We start from the raw sequence: 19729 nt of genomic DNA, 5'->3' as shown, positions 1-19729 counted from the left end.
ATATTGGCGCGGTGTGATTCGCTGACCGCGCAGTCAACAGATGAAGCCTTTCAAGGAGTTCTCAATGAGTGAAATCTATCTGGGTGTGAACATCGACCATATCGCCACCCTGCGCAACGCCCGTGGCACCCAGTATCCGGATCCGGTACAGGCCGCGTTCGTGGCCGAGCAGGCCGGGGCCGATGGCATTACCGTGCATCTGCGTGAAGATCGCCGCCACATCACCGACCGCGATGTGGAGATCCTGCGCCAGACTATCCAGACCAGAATGAACCTGGAGATGGCGGTGACCGAAGAGATGATCGGCATCGCCTGCCGCATCAAGCCCCACTTCGTCTGTCTGGTGCCGGAGAAGCGCACCGAAGTGACCACCGAGGGCGGTCTGGACGTGGCCGGTCAGCTGGACAAGGTGACTGACGCCGTTGCCCGCCTCTCTGCTGTGGGTACCCAGGTATCCCTCTTTATCGACGCCGATCCCATCCAGATCGATGCGGCTGCCGAGAGTGGCGCCCCCTTTATCGAGATCCATACCGGCCGTTACGCCGATGCCACCACCGATGCTGAGCGCAACGCCGAGTTCAAGCGTATCGCCGCCGGCGCCTCCTATGCCGCTGGCAAGGGCTTGAAGGTCAATGCCGGTCACGGCCTGCACTACCACAACGTCAAGGCCATCGCCGCCATCCCCGAGCTCTATGAGCTCAACATCGGCCACGCCATCATCGGCCGCGCCGCCTTCGATGGTTTGGCCAAAGCCGTGAGCGACATGCGCCTGCTGATGCAGGAAGCTCGTCAGGGGATCTGATGCTTCGGGCACTGGCAACGCACAGTGGCCATATGAAACAAAAGGGACTCCATGGCGTCCCTTTTGTTGTTTCTGCCGATGGGAATATCGCAGTCGTCAGACCTGCTGCTGCGCCCATCTTCCCAGACGTTGCAGCGCCTCGCCGAGCAGCTGGCGGGAGGTGCCTATGTTGATCCGCACATACTCTTCGCCATCGCTGACGTAGTGGGAGCCATCTTCGATGATGACCCCCGCTTCGACTGCCCACCTGCGGGTCACCTCGCTTGCGCTCATTCCGCTCCCTTTGGTATTGACCCAGACCAGATAGGAGGCATCCATCGGCATGACTTGGAAGTCGGGCAGATTCTCCCTGAAGTAGCGCGCCAGCAGGGCGTAGTTCTCTCTCAGATAGAGATTCAATTCGGCCAGCCATGCATCGCACTCGTTATAGGCGGTGATAATTCCCCAGAGCCCGAACACATTGGGAGAGGTGATGGAGTTCTGCTCAAGGCGCGCTCTGAAGCGGTTTCTTATCTGCGGATTTGGAATGATGCTGTAGGAGGTTTTCAATCCGCCCAGATTGAATGCCTTGTTGGGCGAGCTCATCAGCATCATGTTGTTGCAGTAACGCTCCTCCAGTGCCAGAAAGGAGACGAACTCGCCATGGATGATGTGCTCTGCATGCACTTCATCGACCATCATCAACACCTGATGGCGCAGGCAGATGTCGGCAACGGCTTCCAGCTCGGCCTGACTCCAGATCCTGCCCGACGGGTTATGGGGCGAGCAGAGAAAATAGATTTTGGGCTTGTGGCTAATGATCTGCTCCTCCAGCTTCGCCAGATCGATCCGGTATCGTCCTTTGTTCAGGGCTAACGGGTTGGCGACAACCTTGACCCCCTGCCTTTCGGCCGCCTTGGCAAAGGGATCATAGACAGGGGTGTTCATGATGATGCTGTCACCCGGCTGGCAGAATGCCTGCACCGTGTAGTGCAGGGTGGAGACGGTACCATAGGAGAGGGTGATCCACTCCCGTTCCACCGCGACCTTGTGGTGGCGGGCCTGGAAGTTGATGACCGCCTCGTAGAAATCATCGATGCAGTGGGTGTAGCTGAAGGTGCCCCAGCTGATGATTTCGCTGAACTTGCGAGCCACAGCCGGCGGCGATTTGAAATCCATATCGGCAATCCACATGGGAATGCTGTCGGCGGGAACGGGGCCAAAGCGGCTCTCGATCACTTTCATATCCCACTTGCGGCATTTGTCGCTGATGCGATCTGCCAGCTCGTCGAAACGGGAGGATTGCAAGTCGGCAGAGGGGGTTGGGAGGCGCAGGGCCTCCCGATCTTTACAGGAGAGCATCGAGATTATCCTTCACGGTTTGAACCTGAGCGCCAATGATGACCTGCACGCTGTGCTCGTCGATCTTGACGACGGAGAGGGCGCCAGCCTGTTTCAGGATCTTCTCCTGCAGCTTGCCCATATCGTGTACCACCAGTCTCAGCCGTGTGACGCAGTTGTCCAGGCTGACGATATTCTCCTTGCCACCGAGGGCACTCAGGATCACGGCCGGGTCGTGTTTCGCAATCTGGATATCATCGACCTCATCCCTGCCGGGGGTCTTGATGTCATATTTCTTGATGTACCAGTAGAAGACGGTGAAATAGATGGCAGACCAGATAAGGCCAATGGGAATTATCAGATACCACTTGGTTTGCCAGCCCTGCATGATGCCGAAAATAAGCAGGTCGAGTGCACTGCCATCGGTATTGCCGATGGTGACGCCACACATGGCCACCACAAAGAGCGCGGCGCCGGTCATAAAGACATGGAACAGATAGAGTACCGGCGCGACAAACAGGAACAGGAATTCGATGGGCTCGGAAATACCGGTCACGATAGAGACCAGTACCCCGGAGATAATCAGGCTCTTGATTCTGGTTCGATTGCCGGGCGTGGCTGCCATATACATGGCCAACGCTGCAGCAGGCAGACCGAATATAAAGGTCGGCATAAACCCTTGCGACAGGAAGGCGGTTGCTGCCGGGCTGATAGGTTCACCCGCTTTCAACTGGGCGAAGAAGATATTGAGCGCGCCGGAAATGGTTTCGCCATTGACCAGCTCGGTACCGCCTGCCGGGGTAAAGCGCACCATGGCCAGCATGATGTGGTGCAGACCGAGCGGTTTGAGCAGGTTGATGGCCACTCCGTAGAGGAAGGCACCAAAAGAGCCGGCAGAGATGATCATGTTGCCGACCGCAGTAATACCGAGCGCCACATAGTGCCAGAAGAGCGGCATGGCGAGACCTATCAGCGACATGACCAGCACGGTGATGATGGGCACGGAGCGCAGGCCGCTGAAGAACGAGAAGGCGTCGTGCAGTTTGAGGTTATAAAAACGGCGATGGATGAAGTAGGTTACGATCCCCGACACTATGCCACCCAGCACACCCATGGAGAGGGTCTGAACCCCCATCACCATGGCTTGCCCCGCCAGTTTGATATTTTCCGGCGAAGCCAGTTGGCTGGTACTGGCGAGATAGAAGTTGATCCCGATATTCATCGCCATATAGCCGACGAAACCGGAATAGGCCGCGACACCCTTGTTCTTTTCGGTCAATCCCATCGGAATACCGATGGCAAACATGATGGGCAGATAGGTGAAGCCGAAGCTGCCTACGGTTGCCACCAGATTGAAGACGAGCTGGGTATATTCTCCACCAAGAAAAGGAAAATTATCTATGGTGGAGGGGCTGGTAATGGATGACCCCACCCCCAGCAGTAGTCCCATGAATGCCATCAAAGAGACGGGAAACATGAATGTTTTCCCCAAACTCTGGGCAAATTCCCATACCTTATTTCGCAAGGATGCGCGAGCCATCATTATTATCTCCCAGACCTGTTACCGTAATTTTATTGTTATCAAATCTTGTTATTACTCATGCACATACGGATTTTCGCCTCGACAACTTCCTCCATGGCGGCCATGGCGGGTACCAGATACTGGCGCGGGTCGCTGGCATCCGGATGAGAGCCAAGGAAGGCTTTCATTGCATCGGCGAAGGCTATCTTCAGTTCGGTCGCAACGTTGACCTTGCAGATCCCGAGTTCGATGCAGCGGCGCACATCGGCCTCCGGTACGCCGGAGGCGCCGTGCAGCACCAGCGGAATATCTACCTGCTCGCGAATGGCGGCGAGGCGTGCAAAGTCCAGACGGGGCTCCTCCTTGTAGAGGCCGTGTGCGGTACCGATGGCCACGGCCAGCGAGTCGATACCGGTACGGCGGACAAACTCGGCAGCCTTCAGCGGATCGGTAAATTTGGCATTTGCGGCATCGACAATGAGGTCATCTTCCTGACCACCCAGCTGGCCCAGTTCCGCTTCAACGCTGGCGCCCATGCGATGGCAGAAAGTGACCACACTGCGTACTTTCTCGATGTTCTCTTCAAACGGAAAGTGCGAGGCATCGATCATGGCCGAGCGAATGCCCGCTTCGACCTTGTTGTGGATGTCCTGCTCGTCTTCGTGGTGATCCAGATGCAGCACCAGCGGGATGCGGTACTCATGAGCAGCTGCCTGACAGATGGAGACCAGATATTCGACCCCGGCATGGCGATAGGTGCCCGGGGTGCCAGCCAAGATCACCGGAGAGCGCATGCGAGCGGCGGTGCGAGCCACCACCTGCACGGTTTCCAGGTTGTGGATGTTGAAAGCCGGTACGGCGTAGCCACGGCGCTGGGCATCTTTGAGCATTTCATGGGAAGAGATCAGATACATAGTGACTCCTGAGCGTCCTGATTGACGCGAGATCCTGAGAAAAGGGAGGAAAGGTTGGTCGGATTTATCTCCCGGCCAGCCACCCAGATGTGTTGTTGATTGAGTTCAGTGGTGAGGGCGAGCAGATTGGCCTGTTTGCCAACTGCCAGTGAACCGAGGCGATCGGCAATGCCGAGCATCTTTGCGGGTGCCAGCGAGGCCATTGTGATGGCCTCATCGAGCGGCACATCCGCCAGCTGCACCATGTTGCGTACGGCGCCAAGCAGGGTGAGAGTGCTGCCCGCCAGACCGCCGGTGTCGGTGCGTACCACGCCGTTCTTCATCTCGACCCGATAGTTGCCAAGCAGATAGTGACCGTCGGGCATACCGGCGGCGCGCATCGCATCGGTGATCAAGAGCAGGCGCTGGCCGGCGCAGCAGTGACAGAGCTTGAGCACGCTCGGGTGGAGATGATTGCCATCGGCGATCAGCTCCAGCCAAGCTGCGGGATGGACAAGACCTGCACCGACCATGCCGGGTTCGCGGTGGTGCAGGCCGCGCATGCCATTGAAGCAGTGCACCAGCCCGGAGGCGCCCGCTGCCAGCGCCGCCATGGTGGTATTGTGATCCGCCGCCGAGTGGCCCAGCATTACCCGCACGCCGTTTGCGGCAAGATGGTGAATGGACGCGATGGCGTTGGGCTTTTCCGGTGCCAGCGCGACCACCTTCAGGGTGCCGCGCGCCAGCTGTTGCAGGTGGTTCAGCTCGGCAATATCCAGCTCCCGAAACAGCGCCTGATCGTGGGCGCCCTTGTTGTCCGGTGTGAAGTAGGGCCCTTCCAGATAGCAGCCGAGCAGCTCTGCGCCCGGCATGCCACGGGCAACGCCATCGGCAATGCGGGCAAGAGCTTGCTCTATCTCGGGGAGTGGGGCGGTGACCGTGGTGGCAAGAAAAGCGCCGACCCCTTCTGTCGCCTTGGCCATCGACAAGGTTGCCAAGGCATTGTCCTCGCTATCCATGACATCGACACCTGCACCGCCGTGGACATGACCATCGATCAGCGCAGGCACCAGCAGATCGACATCCCGCGCCGGATCGCCATCCGTGATGGGAGCGATGGCGGTGATGATGCCCCCTTCATGGGTCAGCTCCTGATGTTCCAGCCAACCCTGTTCGGTCAGCAGGCGACGGGCACGGATCCGTGAGGCCATCAGATGCCCTCCTCGACGAGAGCGGCATCTGCCTGACGCTCTTTACCTATCTCATCTGCCAGCGAGGTGAGACCCCGGTGGCCGCAATCAAGGGCCTGCCGGCGGAATTCACGGGCGCTGAGGCCATCGCGCTCCAGCACCATCTCCAGTAGCAGCTGCAAGTTGGTACCGGTAATGACCTCCCGCTCTGGCTGGTGCAGTGAGAGGGTAGAGGCGACCCGAAACGGGGTGCCGCCGAGCAGGTCGGTCAGGAAGACCACGCCATCCCCCTTGTCGACCTCTGCCAGCGCCGCTTCGCACTGTGCCTGCAGCAGGGCGGTGGTGGAGCTCTCGGGAAAGTCGATGGCGATAACCGCTTTCTGTTCGCCGAGGATCTGCAGCATGGCGCGCTCCAGACCGCTGGCGAAACCGCCATGACCACAAATAATGATGCCCAACATAGTCTGTTCCTTTACTGCAAAGGGGGCCGGCTTGCTGCCGGCTCCGGATTAGAGGAAACCGGCGAACTTGCCGACGATACCGAGTACCACCGTGATGACGATGAGGCGCAGCGGGCTCCAGCCTTTGCGGATCAGGGCGTACATCGCCAGGGTGTAGAGCAGCGGCAGGAAGGCGGGCATCAGCTTGTCGAGCACATCCGCCTGCAGTTTGACGACTGCATCACCGGCAGTGATCTCCAGCGTGGTGCCAAGACGCACATAGGTGGCGACCAGCGCGCCGATCACCGTCATACCGACGATGGATGCGGCATGGCCCACCTTGCGGGTGTTGGCCTTGATGACCGGAATGGCCGCTACCCCCATGCGGTAGGCGTAGTGCGCCAGACCAAAACGCAGGCCGAAGTGGACCACGTTGAACAGCAGGAAGAAGACCACGGCACCCATGATGGAGCCTTGCAGCGCCAGATCTGCCCCTATGCCACCACAGATGGGGAGCAGGGTGAGCCAGAACATGGCATCGCCAATCCCGCCGAGCGGTGCGCCGACTGCGATCTTGGTGCTCTGAATGCTATTGACGTTCTGCTTGGAGCGCTCCATCGCCAGCACGATCCCCATCACGAAGGTGACCAGGAAGGGGTGAGTGTTGAAGAAGCCCATGTGCCCTTTCATCGCCCGAGAGAGATCCCGCGGATTGGTGTGGATCTTCTGCAGTGCCGGCAGCAGGCCATAGAGCCAGCCCGAGGCCTGCATCCGTTCATAGTTGAAGGAGGCCTGCAGCAGCAGGGAGCGCCAGGCAAAGCGGTTGATATCCTGCTTGGTCAGCTCTGCGCCAAGCTGCTGATCTTCATAGGTATCGTCGGATTGTGGCCGGGTATTGTGCGGTTCGGCGCTGGAGATGATCCGCGCAGCTGTGTTGTTAGATGCCATCTTCGGTTTCCTCCTGAACAGGACGAGCTTGCGGGGGGGTGGTGCGCATGAAGTCGATCAGGGCCATGGCCAGCGCGGCGGCGGCGATGGCCAGTACCGGCAACTGGAGCCAGGCGGCAGCGACGAAACCGAGGATGAAGTAGGGGATATAGACGTTCTTCATCATGATCTTGAGCAGCACGGCAAAACCGATGGCGGGCATGATGCCGCCAGCAACGCCGAGGCCGTCGATGAGGCGGGCAGGTAGCACGTCGATGGCCGCCTTGGCATGTTCGGCCCCGAAGTAGGTGGGCAGGAAGGCACAGAGGAAGTAGAAAGTGCCCAGCGCCAGCAGTGCCAGGTAGTTGACCCGCTCGATACCGCGCACGTCAGCCGCTTCGGCCATGCGATCGCAGCGGGACATCACCCCCGACATCACCGAGAAGAGGAAGGTGATCCCCATCTGCACGGCAACGGCGAAGGGAACGGCAACCCCTACCGCCACATCCGGCTTGACCCCGGTGGTGATGGCGAAGGTGGCGCCGACTATGGTGCCGATAATGACGTTGGGCGGTTGCGCCCCCGCCAGCGGGGCCAACCCCATCCAGACCAGCTCCAGAGTACCGCCCACCAGAATACCGGTAGGCAGGTCGCCGAGGATGAGGCCAACCAGCGGCCCCAGCACCACGGGACGGTGGAAGTGGGTCAGACCGTTGAACAGGTCGAGTCCGGCGAAGAACGCCAGGATGCCAAGCAGCAGACCTTGTAACAAACTGATTTCCATCACAATTGTCCTTAATCAGAGCAAATTGAAAATGTCCTGTGCCGGTTCGGTCGGCACGCCCTGGACATAGCACTCGACACGGGCGTCCCGCAGGGCGCGAAATGCGGTGATGTCCTGTTCGTCCACGGATACGGTCTTGTGGATTTGACGCTTGCCGTCGGCGTAATGCATGTTGCCGACGTTGATCCGGGAGATGGGGACACCTCCCTGAACCAGGGTGTTGAAATCGGTCGGGTTTTTGCAGACCAGCAGGATCTTCTGGCGATCTGCCGCCTTGTGGATGTTGTCGATCACCTTCTGGAGCGGCCAGAACCGCACCGCAATGCCTTCGGCCAGCACCATCTCCATCAGGTTCTGCTGGATGGGGTCCTCTGCCACCTCGTCGTTGGCGACCAGCACCAGATTGGCACCGGCAAAGCCGACCCACTGGACGCCGACCTGACCGTGGATCAGACGCTCATCGATCCGGCTCAATACGATATTGGGCATCACAGCACTCCTTCTTGGTGGAACGGATAGATATTGACCCCCTGTACGACCCGGTTGACCTGACCGGTGGGGCAGGGATTGTCCGGGCTGATCCCCAGTCCCAGCGAGGTATGGAAGGCGTAGTACTGGGCATAGAGCAGGTAGCAGAAGGCGAGCTGGGCATCGTCGCCATGCAGGGTGGCGGGCAAATAGATGTACTCCCCCTCCTCGATGGCGGGATGGCGCTGGTCGGCGATGGCGACCACCCGGGCGGCCTTGCCATCGCTTCGCAGCTCGCGCAGCAGATCCAGATCGTATTGCCGGGTGTAAGGGTCGTTGGAGATGAGCAGCACGATGAGCGTCTGTTCGTTGACGACCGATTTCGGACCGTGGCGAAAGCCGGTGGGGGAGTCGAACATGGCGACCAGACGGCCGGCTGTCAGCTCCAGCAGCTTGAGTGCCGCCTCTTGCGCCACCCCTTGCAGACTGCCGCTGCCAAGATAGATGACCCGCTCGGGCAACGGCTCGTTCCAGGCCGGTACGCGCTGCACAACCTGCTCCAGAATGGCGTCGCTGGTAGCGACCAGCTGCTCGCAGTGCTGGCGGTTGAACCGCTCTGGCAGAAAGAGAGCCAGACAGCTCAGCATCATGCTGGTCAGGCTGCTGGTCATGGCGAAGCTGCGATCATTGGTCTGGGGCGGCATCAGCAGGGCCAGAGAGTGGGCATCTTGCTGGCAGCGGCGATAGAGCGCCCCTTCACCGTTGCAGGTCAGCACTAGATGGTGGCAGTGGCTGAGCAGCTGGCTGGCCAGTTCGACCGCCGCCACGCTCTCGGGGCTGTTGCCGGAGCGAGCAAAGGAGATAAGCAGGGTCGGGCAATCTTCGGCCAGATACTCGGCCGGATCGGTGACGATATCCGTGGTGGCGATCGCCTCGACCCGGGCATGCAGGTGGGCCGAGAGATAGGGGGCGAGCGCCCGACCGGCAAAGGCGGAGGTGCCAGCCCCGGTCAGGATAATGCGCAGCTCTTGCCGGGCGAGCAGGGGGGCCAGAAAACGGGTCAATGCTGGACGGCACTCCTCGACCATGGCGAGGGTCTCGCGCCAGGTGGCGGGTTGCTGGCGAATTTCACGGGCAGTCGCCAGGCCATTGGCACTGCGCAACATCTCTTCTGGATAACCAAGGATCATGTCTGCAACTCCTTATACAACGGGGTCGAGCTGGGAATGGCGGCGAGAGGCCGCAGTGCAGGCGCTGGCGTAGTGCCGCAGCACCTCCTGCACCTGATCGAGAATGAGGTCATGGGGATTGGCCGAGAGCGAGCCATGACGTACCTTGCGATACTGCAAGGGCAGATGCTGGCTCAGCAGGGGGAGCGGGATGGGCTCCGCCGCCAGATTGGCCAGCAATCTGGCGTAGCACTCATCGACCCGGCTATCGGGCCAGTAGTAGCGAATGCGATCCGAATAGCTGTAACCACGGGCCAGCCGGCACTCGTTGGCACTGCCCTGATAGTGGCTGCGCCAGAAGTCGGGGCGCTCCAGCATGGTCTCTTCCATCACCTTGCGCAGACCTGAACAGGCCTTGGCAACCACCAGCTCCTCCTCGATGGCGGCAAGGGCAAACAGCGCTTCGCGCAGAGCGAAGGTGAGGGCGGGACCGACTTTGAGAATGGCAAAGTGGTCGCGTACCAGCTGGCGATAAGCTTCAGGAGTCTGGTAATCGGTGGAGTGAGCCTCAAACACCATATGGGGATAGGCTTCGATCATCCGGCTAAGAGGGGCCGCTTTTTCGGGCCGGTAATCGATGACGCGGGTATGGTCAAACTCGACGCCGGGTTGCACCACCAGACCGATCACCCTCGGCCAGATATGGGCCAGCCCCGCCTTGTTGAAGGCCTCTTGATGGGCCTTGAGGGTATGGCGCGCCGCCTCCGGCGTGGTGACCGCCAGATCGGCCAGATCTTCATGGGCACCGCCCGGCACCGGCACCTCGGTGCCAATCACATAGACCAGATCGCTCTCGCCAAAAGTGGCCAGACAGGTTTGCTCGGCGATCTGCGCCAGCCGTGCGGCTCGCTCTGCGACCAGCTCATCGGTCAGGGGAACGGGATCGCCCTGACAGGACATGCTGCAGTCGAGGTGGATCTTCTTGAACCCGGCAACGACATAGCTGGCGATGAGATCTTCGGCATGGGCCATGGCCTGCTCGGCCGGTTTCCCCTGCCAGCGGTTGGGGCCCAGATGGTCGCCCCCCAGAATGAGGCGCTGTGCCGGAAAGTGACATTGTGCCGCCAGCTTGTAGAGACGATCGCGAAAGTCGGCGGGGGTCATGCCGGTATAGCCGCCAAACTGATCCACCTGATTGGATGTGGCCTCGACCAGCAGCAGCTCATCCCCTTCGGCGGCCAGCCGCAGCGCGGCCTCCAGCACCAGCGGGTGAGCGGAGCAGACTGCGCAGATCCCGGTCTGTTCTCCCTGTTTATGTCTTTCGACCAGTGCCAGCATGGATTTCATTTTGATGTTCCTTGGTTGCTGCGTATGGAAAGGTTCTTTCGATTTCTTTTCTTTACGGTAGTGGCGAAGAAAACAAAACGAAACAAAAGAGTCGTCAGATCTTGAAAGGGATCACAAAAAGAAAGATATCGAAAGGCCCTAGATGATGGGTAAAGATGGAGAGCGTGGTGATAAAGCGTAATGAAGGCTTGATTTGGCACCTTCGCTGAGCGTTAATATGCAAACGTAACGAAGTGAAAGCGATCTTTCACTACAGCATTCCGGCAGAAGAACTATGCAAACAAGCGAAAAAGGTGCGCTCGGAACCAGCGAGCGGCGGGAGCGGATTATTCAGCAGCTGCGCAGCAATGGCAGCGTTCAGGTCAACGAGTTGGCGACTCATTATCAGGTCTCTACCGTGACCATCCGCAACGATCTGGCCTTTCTGGAGAAGCAGGGGGTGGCCGTGCGCGCTTACGGCGGCGCCCTGCTGTGTGAACCGGGCCAGACGGTGCCGGAGCGCACCATTGCCGACAAGAGTGTGCTCAATACTCCCGTGAAACAGCGGATCGGCGCGCTGGCGGCGACCCTGGTGCCCTCAGGTTGTCGCCTTATCCTCGATTCGGGGACGACAACACTGGAGGTAGCCCGACATCTGAAGGGACATCAGGAGATCCTGGTGATGACCAACGGCATGAATGTGGCGAATGAACTGCTCGAAGCAGAAGGGGTGGAGCTGCTGATGACGGGCGGACATCTGCGCCGCAAGTCGCTCTCCTTCTACGGTGCGCAAGCGGAGCAGTCCCTGCAAAACTACCACTTTGACATGCTGTTTCTCGGGGTGGATGGCATCGATCTGGAGCGCGGCGTCAGCACCCATCATGAGGACGAAGCGCGCCTCAACCGCTGCATGTGTCAGGTAGCCGAGCGGATTGTGGTGGTCACCGACTCCAGCAAGTTTGGCCGGCGCAGCCTGCACAAGATCATCGATACCCTGCGTATTCACACCCTGATCACCGACGATGCCGTGCCTGCCGATATCCTTTCCGGTTTGCGCAATGCCGGTATCGAAGTGCTGCTGGTACCGGCCGATGGCGGCAAGGGGCAGGAGAAGCAGGGGCAATATAATCCAGTGCAATCAGCTATAAGCGGTTGATGACAAACGCGATAGACTGGGTTTCTCACTCACTGATCGAGCCTGTTATGTACCACCCCGATATCACTGAACTTGAACCTGTCGCTCGCGCGGCGGGAGCGGCCATCATGGCTATCTACAGCCAGCCCTTCGCGGTGGAGTACAAGAGCGACGAGAGTCCCCTGACCGCGGCCGACAAGGGTGCTCATGAGGTGATCGTTCAGGGGTTGGCGCGGCTGACTCCGGATATTCCCGTATTGTCGGAGGAGTCAGGGCCCGAGGTGATGGCTGCACGCCACGGCTGGTCCCGCTACTGGCTGGTGGATCCCCTCGACGGCACCAAGGAGTTTGTCTCCCGCAACGGCGAGTTCACCGTCAATATCGCGCTGATTGAAGGGGGGGCGCCGCGCTGGGGGCTGGTCTATGCCCCTGTGCTGGACAAGCTCTGGTATGGCGGAAAGGGTCTCGGTGCCTGGCGCATCGCCGATGGCAAGCGCGAGCCTATCCAGACCCGGCCTCATCGTGAAGGCGAGGCGTGGCGAGTGGTGGGCAGTCGCAACCACCTGTCGCAGGAAACCCTCGATTTCTTGGCTCCTTTTGGCGAGATCGAGCTGGTTTCCATGGGCAGTTCGCTGAAGTTCTGCATCATTGCCGAGGGGGGCGCCGAGCTCTATCCGCGCCTCGCACCTACCTGCGAGTGGGATACCGGCGCTGCACAGGCGGTGCTGGAGGGGGCGGGTGGCAGCGTCACCCAGCTCGATGGCTCACCCCTTGCCTACAACAAGCCCGATATCCTCAATCCCTGGTTTGTCGCCAGAGCGTGACCTTGTTGGTGCGCTGAGCATCGCGCAATAAAAAGAGGCCGGAGCGGGTTGTACATCCGTTCCGGCCTCTTTGTATTTGACGCAGTTTTAAAAGACTTTCTTGAACGGCTTGATGGTCACTTTGGCATAGACGCCAGCTACAACATAGGGATCGGCATCGGCCCAGGCCTGGGCGTCCGCTTGCGAGGCAAACTCGGCGATGACAGTGCTGCCGGTAAAGCCTGCATCGGCCGGATCCTCTGCATCGATAGCCGGGTTGGGGCCGGCGGTCAGCAGGCGCCCTTCATCCTGCAGGGCTTGCAGGCGAGCCAGATGGGCAGGGCGAACTTGCTTGCGCAGTGGCAGGCTATCGGGGACATCTTCGGAGTAGATGAGATACCACATGAGACAATCCTTTTCTGATGAGGGTTACTTTTTGAGTTCGTCTTTTTGCTGGGACAACTGCTCGGCAGGGATGTGGCGGTAGAGGTAGACGCCGCTCAGCAGGGTAAAGACCAGCGTCATCCCCAGCAGGCCGAACACCTTGAAGTTGACCCACATCTCTTGCGGCATGTTGAATGCCACATAGAGGTTGAGCAGGCCACAGACGGTAAAGAAGCCGACCCAGCCGAGATTGACCTTGTCCCAGACTGCATCGGGTGCCTGCAGTTCCTTGGCCAACATCTGTTTGATCAGATTCTTGCCAAAGCCGTAGCGGCTGATGAGCAGACCCAGTGCGAACAGCACGTTGATGACGGTCACTTTCCACTTGATGAAGGTGTCATCGTGGAAGAAGACGGTGAGGCCGCCGAAGAAGCCGACCAGCAGGAAGGTAAAGAGCTGCATCTTCTCGACTTTGCGATAGCGGATCCAGCTATAGGCGAGCTGCAGACCGGTGACCACCACCAGTGCGCCGGTAGCCATGTAGATGTCGTAGAACTTGTAGACCGCGAAGAAAACGATAAGTGGAATAAATTCAATAAATTGCTTCATGTCTGGCGCCTAGTCCTCAAAGATGGCCTGCAAATTTCGCCCAGTCTACCTGCATGGCGGACAACGGCAAATGAATAAGACCGCTCATTTTTACGCCGGTTCCGTGCCGTCGCCAAACAGTTGGCGTGCAATGGATATCCCCAGTCGCTGCTGATCGGCCAGCAGGTCGCGGATATGGCGCTCTTCAATCAGAGGGTTGAGCAGCACGGCGCGCAGCAGGGTGAGCGGTTGGGCACCGTAGCGTACCACCGCTCGTTGGGTGCGGGAGACAAAGCTGTGCCCCTCGGCCCGCTGGGCTTTTTGCAGGGACACGTTGAAGTCGTTGATCTGCGCATTGGCCGTCTCATCCAGCACCTTGCCCTGCAGATGGGGCGGGATGCAGCGATAGGAGAGCAGGTTCATCACCGGAGCAGACATCAACTCGAAGGCCGGATTGCTGGTAATAAGCTCGGCCATCAGCCGGGCCCGGTCGTAGTTGGCTTCGATAAGCTCGGCATAGCCTTGCTGGCCGAAGAGCTGGAAGGCGGCATCCAGATAGAGGGCGTTGGCCGGGCGGGTGCCCTCCAGGGTAAAGCGACCCTGATCGAACGAGGTGGCGCGAATGGCATAGGGCGCCTCCCGCTTGACCGCCATCATCAGGTCGGGCTGGCGGCAGAGCAGCATGCCGGTACCGAGCGGCACCAGAAGTTGCTTGTGACCATCCAGGGTGACGGTGTCGGCCTGCTCTATTCCGGCTAGCAGACCTTGATAGCGGGGGGAGAAGAGGGTCGGGCCACCCCAGGCAGCATCCACGTGGAAGTGGATCTGCTCTCGTTCGGCAATGGCCGCCAGCTCAGGCAGGGGATCGATGGAGCCAAAGTCGGTACTGCCTGCCACGCCGACCAATGCCAGTACTTTCAATTTCTGCTCTTTGCACTGGATCAGCGCCTGTTCCAGCGCAGCCAGACTGAGCCGGTTCTGCTCGTCGGTCTCGAGGCGCCAGACGCTGCGGGCGCCCAGTCCCAGCAGATCCATCCCCTTGTCGAAGGAGTAGTGCATCAGCCGGGTGCCCAGAATGACTGCACCGCGATAGCCTTGCTCATAGAGCGCGAACAGGTTGTCGCCGCAGGCGCGGTTGCGGGCCAGCCAGAGAGCTGTGACGTTGGCGATGGTGCCGCCGCTGGTCATGACGCCGAGGGCGGCATCCTTGGCATGCATCTGCTCGCCGTAGAAGGCATCGTCCCTGCCATAGATGAGGCGGTGCAGCTTGGCCAGCACCTCCCGCTCCAGAAAGCTGAGCAGGCGGGAGGACTCCATCTTCATCGGATTCTGGTTGAGCATCACCAGCAGGCGCGACAGCTCGGCGGTATAGGCCGGCAGGGGCGCCGTCATGTGGCCCATGTAGCGTGGCGAGGTGAGGTGCGAGGCGCCGGGCACCAGAGTAGCCAGCCGTGCCAGATACTCCTCGATAGGTTGGCCGACTGCAGGCATGCGGGATTGATCGAGCTGGTGGGTGAACAGGTCGCGCTGATAGGGGGCCTGACTGTCGTCGGAGTGGTGGAAGCTCTCCAGCAAGGTGTTCATCGCCTCGCCAAAGGCGGGATCCGCTTGTGCAAACAACTCAGTCAACTTCATCAGGTTCTCCAGACCAGGTCACCGGGTTAGGTGTCTATGCCGCTTGTCTCGGGCATCGGCGGCAGAGCATACACCAAAGGGGGGCGGGTGACAGCCACCCCATTTTTTAAGCGAACACTTGTACTCCGAAATGGTGCTGGGTAGAGTGAGCCACAGTTATTGTGGAGTCGATGTTATGAGTGGTGTGATGGATTACTCCCCCCGGGAGGAGCTGGCAAACCGGCTGAGTCACGGTGCGGGATTGTTGCTGGGGATTGTCGGGCTGGTGCTGTTGCTCATCAAGGGATGGGGACAGGGTACGCAGGCGCTGGTGAGCTACAGCCTTTATGGCGGCAGTCTGGTGCTACTCTATCTTGCCTCGACCCTCTACCACAGCATGGCGGAAGGGCGGGCCAGACGCTGGTGCAAGGTGTTTGATCACTGTGCCATCTATCTGCTGATTGCCGGTACTTATACTCCCTTCCTGCTGGTTGCACTCGACACGCCGCTGGCAAAGGGGTTGATGGTGGTGATCTGGGCCCTGGCGCTGGCTGGCGTGGTGTTCAAGTTGGTATTTATCAACCGCTTCAAGAAGTTGTCGCTCTTTACCTACCTGATGTTGGGCTGGTTGTCGCTGGTGGTCATCTACCAGCTCTATATCCATCTGGCCGGTGAGGGGCTGCTGCTGCTCGGGCTTGGCGGCCTTATCTACAGCCTCGGGGTCATCTTCTATGTGGCCAAGCAGATCCCCTATAACCACGCCATCTGGCATCTCTTTGTGCTGGGTGGCAGCGTTTGTCACTTTATGGCCATTTACGGCTACGTCGCCTAACGTCTTGTAACTAGCCCTTAATTGGTATTTTTGGCGCGTAAAAGGATAAATTCGTGCGGTATCACACAGTTGGCATCAGCGTTTGCTGACAAGCTAGGGCCAGTTCAATTCGCAAAGGATGCACGAAATGAGTGAAATCGCGCTTTCCATCAGCATGTTGTCGCTGGTGGCAGTGCTGGGACTCTGGCTTGGAAACTGGCGAGTCTATGGCGTTGGGTTAGGGATCGGTGGGGTGCTGTTCGGCGGCATCATAGTGGGTCACTTTGCCGGGGTGTCAGAGCTGGCGCTCGATGAGCAAACACTCCATTTTATTCAAGAGTTTGGCCTGATCCTGTTTGTCTATACCATCGGCATTCAGGTCGGCCCCGGTTTTTTCTCGTCATTGCGCAGCTCCGGACTCAAGCTCAATGCCTTTGCTGCTTTGCTGGTTATCCTGGGGTGCATCGTTGCGGCGGCACTTCATCAACTGTTTGATGTGCCGCTACCGGTGATCCTCGGGGTCTTCTCCGGTGCCGTGACCAATACCCCATCTCTTGGTGCGGGTCAGCAGATCCTGGCGGAGCTGGGAGCTCCCCATGGTTCAACCGGGCTGATGGGGATGGGATACGCAGTGGCCTATCCATTCGGCATCTGCGGCATTTTGCTCACCATGTGGCTGGTCAGGGTCTTCTTTCGCATCAAGATCGACGATGAAGCCGCCCAGTTCGAGTTGCAGACAGGTAAAACCAAGGAGAGCTTGCAGACCATCAACATCGCGGTACGCAACCCCAACATGCATGGCTTGATGCTGAGCGAGATCCCGAGTCTCGACGAGTCTGATGTCATCTGCTCACGCCTCAAGCGTGGCGACGAGCTGATGGTGCCGCGCCCTGATTCCCGTATCGAGCTGGGCGACCTGCTGCACCTAGTTGGTGAGCGCCATGCACTGCACAAGGTGTTGCTGGTGCTGGGTGAAGAGGTCGACACTTCCCTATCGACTCGCGGTACCGACCTGAGGGTGGAGCGGGTCGTGGTGACCAACGAGCAGGTGCTGGGCAAGAAGATCCGCGATCTTGACATCAAACAGCGCTATGACGTGGTGATCTCGCGCCTCAACCGGGCCGGTATCGAACTGGTGCCGACCAGCCAGACCAGCCTGCAGTTTGGCGATATTCTCAACCTGGTTGGGCGCCTCGATGCCATCGAAGCGGTGACCAATGTGGTCGGCAACGTGCAGCAAAAACTGCAACAGGTGCAGATGTTGCCGGTATTTATCGGGATCGGTCTTGGCGTGCTGCTTGGCTCCATCCCCTTCTATCTGCCGGGCTTCCCGGCCGCGCTCAAGCTCGGCTTGGCGGGTGGGCCGCTGGTGGTGGCGCTGATCCTGTCGCGGATCGGCAGCATCGGCAAGCTCTACTGGTTCATGCCCCCCAGTGCCAACCTGGCGCTGCGGGAGATCGGCATCGTGCTGTTTCTGGCGGTGGTCGGCTTCAAGTCGGGGGCGGGTTTCGTTGATACCCTGATCAACGGTGATGGCCCCTCCTGGATGCTCTATGGGGCAGCCATTACCCTGATCCCCTTGCTGGTGGTCGGGGTGCTGGCACGTCTCTATGGCAAGATGAACTATCTGACCCTGTGCGGCTTGCTGGCCGGCTCCATGACAGATCCTCCCGCGCTGGCCTTTGCCAACGCCATGCACCCGACCAGTGGTGCCAGTGCGCTCTCCTATGCCACTGTCTACCCGCTGGTGATGTTCTTGCGGATCATCTCGCCGCAACTGCTGGCCATCATCCTCTGGGCCGGTGCATAGGGTTAAACCGGACAGGAGCATGCCTTGTCATGCTCCTGTCATGATAATGTAATGTATTGATAATTTTAGTTTTTATTTTTCGGTAATCCCCTCGCCACCCTTCAGCCTGGCTGAACGGTCCAGCCTCAAATCAGTCTATTCTTTCGAATTTTCGAACTGGTTATTTGCTCTCTCTCTGTGCAGAGTAGGCTGTGGCTTTTTGCATGCAAATCAGGATTCAGGAGAGAACATGATTACCAATTCCGTTACTCTGGAACAGGGCGTAACCGTCACCCAGCTCAAAGGTCAAGTTTATCAGGTGGCTGCAGATGGTAGCCGCAAGTTGCTGGTGGAAGGGGATGTGCTGCCGAAAGGGGCGGTGATCATGTCGCCGGATGGCGCCAGTTTCATGGGCGGCGGACACTCTTTCAATGTGCAACCGGCCAGCGAACAGAGTGAGCCTGCCGAAGAGGAAGATGCTTCCCAGCTGGCGCAAAACAGTGCCGCAGGCACACCCGATGATATCAGTGCCCTGCAAGAAGCCATTTTGGGTGGCGCTGACCCGACCCGGGCCTTTGAAGCCTCCGCCGCAGGCGGTGCACCTGCTGCCGGTGGTGGCGGGGTTGGTGGTGTCGCCGGAGCCAGTGGCAACGGCGGTTTTGTCACCATCGACCGTACCGGCTCCGCAACCATTGCCGAAGCGACCTTCGATACCACTTACAACACCAATGGCGAGCCACCGCTTGGTGCTGCTGGCGAGGATGAAGTATTTGACCTGACTCCACCCACCATTTCCGTTGTTGCGCCAGATAACACTAATGACACCACACCGACCCTGACCGGAACCACGGATGCGCCTGCTGGCAGCACGGTGACCCTGGTGGTGACCGATGCTAACGGCAATCAGCAGACCCTGACCGCTATTGTCACACCTAATGGCACCTTCACCGTGGATGTGGTCACCCCATTGGCCGAGGGTTCTTATACCGTCACCGCCACAGTGACCGATCCTGCGGGGAATACCGGCAGTGCAACTGATGATGGCAGTGTGGATGTAACCGCTCCAGTGATTACTGTTGATGCACCTGACAATACCAATGACACCACCCCGACCATCACGGGTACTACGGATGCACCTGCTGGCAGCACGGTCACTCTGGTCGTGACCGATGCCAATGGTAACCAGCAAAATTTGACCGCCACGGTACAACCTGGTGGCAGCTACAGCGTAGATGTCACTACTCCGCTGGCCGAAGGCAGCTATAAGGTGACGGCCAGCATCACCGATCCGGCCGGCAACACAGGTACCTCTACCGACGATGGTAGTGTTGATAGCAAGGCCCCTGACCTGGCCATCACCCTAGATGCCGACATCACCGCCGACGACGTCATCAACGCCGCCGAAGCGGGTCAGCAGATCCCGGTCAGCGGCACCGTGACGGGCGAGTTCAAGGCAGGGGACATCGTCACCCTGACCGTCAACGGTAAATCGTTCACCGGTCCTGTGGATGCCGATGGCCGCTTCACCATCCTGGTGGCGGGCAGCGACCTGGCGACCGATGGCGACCGCACCATCGATGCCAGCGTGACCAGCACCGACGTGGCGGGCAACAGCGCCACTGCGACCGACAAGGAAGGCTATCAGGTGGATACTGACCTGCCGGGCATCAACCTGGCGGCGATTGGTGATGGCAACCTGTCGGTGGCGGAAGCCAAGGCGGTTGAGCTCAAGGGCACGACCAGCAACGTGGAAGATGGTCAGAA

The 19729-nt window shown here is 59.4% G+C and carries 19 protein-coding genes; 6 read left to right on the top strand and 13 right to left on the bottom strand.

The window, feature by feature from the left end; genetic code table 11:
- The first annotated feature begins 64 nt into the window (after window positions 1-64).
- Window positions 65-802: a pyridoxine 5'-phosphate synthase gene (gene pdxJ, locus G5171_RS19140; protein ID WP_421260606.1), complete on the top strand. Its 738-nt coding sequence runs from the start codon at window positions 65-67 to the stop codon at window positions 800-802.
- 96 nt (window positions 803-898) lie between these two features.
- On the opposite strand, the gene G5171_RS19135 is transcribed toward pdxJ, so the two are convergent.
- From G5171_RS19135 to kbaZ, 10 genes are all read right to left on the bottom strand, one after another.
- Window positions 899-2143: a MalY/PatB family protein gene (locus G5171_RS19135; protein ID WP_323928053.1), complete on the bottom strand. Its 1245-nt coding sequence runs from the start codon at window positions 2141-2143 to the stop codon at window positions 899-901.
- The gene (gene malX / locus G5171_RS19130; protein ID WP_232354435.1) at window positions 2130-3599 is read right to left on the bottom strand and encodes a maltose/glucose-specific PTS transporter subunit IIBC; all 1470 of its coding nucleotides are present in this window, start codon (window positions 3597-3599) and stop codon (window positions 2130-2132) included. Before malX ends, G5171_RS19135 begins: the two co-directional genes overlap by 14 nt.
- 104 nt (window positions 3600-3703) lie before the next feature.
- Entirely contained in the window at window positions 3704-4558 is an 855-nt protein-coding gene (locus G5171_RS19125; RefSeq protein WP_421210083.1) for a tagatose bisphosphate family class II aldolase, read from the bottom strand.
- Window positions 4549-5748, bottom strand: a complete 1200-nt coding sequence (gene nagA / locus G5171_RS19120; RefSeq protein ID WP_421260605.1) for an N-acetylglucosamine-6-phosphate deacetylase — start codon at window positions 5746-5748, stop codon at window positions 4549-4551. Before nagA ends, G5171_RS19125 begins: the two co-directional genes overlap by 10 nt.
- On the bottom strand, window positions 5748-6188 hold the full coding sequence (agaF, locus tag G5171_RS19115) for a PTS galactosamine/N-acetylgalactosamine transporter subunit IIA (RefSeq protein WP_236368401.1): 441 nt from the start codon (window positions 6186-6188) through the stop codon (window positions 5748-5750). Before agaF ends, nagA begins: the two co-directional genes overlap by 1 nt.
- Window positions 6189-6236: 48 nt before the next feature.
- Entirely contained in the window at window positions 6237-7115 is an 879-nt protein-coding gene (agaE, locus tag G5171_RS19110) for a PTS N-acetylgalactosamine transporter subunit IID (RefSeq protein WP_005354370.1), read from the bottom strand.
- A complete protein-coding gene (gene agaW / locus G5171_RS19105) occupies window positions 7105-7878 on the bottom strand; it encodes a PTS N-acetylgalactosamine transporter subunit IIC (RefSeq protein WP_005340903.1) in 774 nt (257 codons plus the stop codon). The genes agaE and agaW overlap by 11 nt, the downstream gene beginning before the upstream one ends.
- Before the next feature lie 15 nt (window positions 7879-7893).
- Entirely contained in the window at window positions 7894-8367 is a 474-nt protein-coding gene (agaV, locus tag G5171_RS19100; RefSeq protein WP_005335358.1) for a PTS N-acetylgalactosamine transporter subunit IIB, read from the bottom strand.
- Window positions 8367-9536, bottom strand: a complete 1170-nt coding sequence (locus tag G5171_RS19095; protein WP_421260604.1) for an SIS domain-containing protein — start codon at window positions 9534-9536, stop codon at window positions 8367-8369. Before G5171_RS19095 ends, agaV begins: the two co-directional genes overlap by 1 nt.
- Before the next feature lie 12 nt (window positions 9537-9548).
- Window positions 9549-10862 (bottom strand): tagatose-bisphosphate aldolase subunit KbaZ, encoded by a 1314-nt coding sequence (gene kbaZ, locus G5171_RS19090; RefSeq protein ID WP_421260603.1) that lies wholly within the window; start codon window positions 10860-10862, stop codon window positions 9549-9551.
- A 274-nt stretch (window positions 10863-11136) separates the two neighbouring features.
- On the opposite strand from kbaZ, the gene G5171_RS19085 reads away from it, so the two are divergent.
- Together G5171_RS19085 and cysQ are read left to right on the top strand one after the other, a co-directional pair.
- Entirely contained in the window at window positions 11137-11997 is an 861-nt protein-coding gene (locus tag G5171_RS19085) for a DeoR family transcriptional regulator (RefSeq protein ID WP_421260602.1), read from the top strand.
- Between the two features lie 47 nt (window positions 11998-12044).
- Window positions 12045-12800: a 3'(2'),5'-bisphosphate nucleotidase CysQ gene (gene cysQ, locus G5171_RS19080; RefSeq protein WP_421260601.1), complete on the top strand. Its 756-nt coding sequence runs from the start codon at window positions 12045-12047 to the stop codon at window positions 12798-12800.
- A gap of 87 nt (window positions 12801-12887) precedes the next feature.
- Here the strand turns inward: cysQ and G5171_RS19075 are convergent, their stop codons facing one another.
- From G5171_RS19075 to G5171_RS19065, 3 genes are all read right to left on the bottom strand, one after another.
- A complete protein-coding gene (locus G5171_RS19075) occupies window positions 12888-13184 on the bottom strand; it encodes a YciI family protein (RefSeq protein ID WP_421260600.1) in 297 nt (98 codons plus the stop codon).
- A gap of 24 nt (window positions 13185-13208) precedes the next feature.
- On the bottom strand, window positions 13209-13772 hold the full coding sequence (locus G5171_RS19070) for a septation protein A (RefSeq protein ID WP_216952963.1): 564 nt from the start codon (window positions 13770-13772) through the stop codon (window positions 13209-13211).
- Between the two features lie 90 nt (window positions 13773-13862).
- Window positions 13863-15386 carry an aminotransferase class V-fold PLP-dependent enzyme gene (locus G5171_RS19065; protein WP_421260599.1) on the bottom strand — a complete coding sequence of 508 codons (1524 nt, stop codon included), beginning with the start codon at window positions 15384-15386 and terminating at the stop codon, window positions 13863-13865.
- Window positions 15387-15561: 175 nt separating this feature from the next.
- Here G5171_RS19065 and trhA point away from each other — a divergent pair, with 175 nt between their 5' ends.
- From trhA to G5171_RS19050, 3 genes are all read left to right on the top strand, one after another.
- Complete coding sequence (trhA, locus tag G5171_RS19060) at window positions 15562-16197, top strand: PAQR family membrane homeostasis protein TrhA (RefSeq protein ID WP_005335337.1); 636 nt, start codon at window positions 15562-15564, stop codon at window positions 16195-16197.
- A 127-nt stretch (window positions 16198-16324) separates the two neighbouring features.
- On the top strand, window positions 16325-17986 hold the full coding sequence (locus tag G5171_RS19055; RefSeq protein WP_216952965.1) for a putative transporter: 1662 nt from the start codon (window positions 16325-16327) through the stop codon (window positions 17984-17986).
- Window positions 17987-18215: 229 nt separating this feature from the next.
- A partial coding sequence (locus tag G5171_RS19050) for a retention module-containing protein (protein ID WP_421251529.1) occupies window positions 18216-19729 on the top strand: 1514 nt, incomplete at its 3' end.

Source organism: Aeromonas sp. 600774, from assembly GCF_049175075.1.
In the GTDB taxonomy this organism is placed as follows: domain Bacteria; phylum Pseudomonadota; class Gammaproteobacteria; order Enterobacterales; family Aeromonadaceae; genus Aeromonas; species Aeromonas veronii_A.
This window is presented reverse-complemented; position numbering and strand designations above follow the sequence as displayed.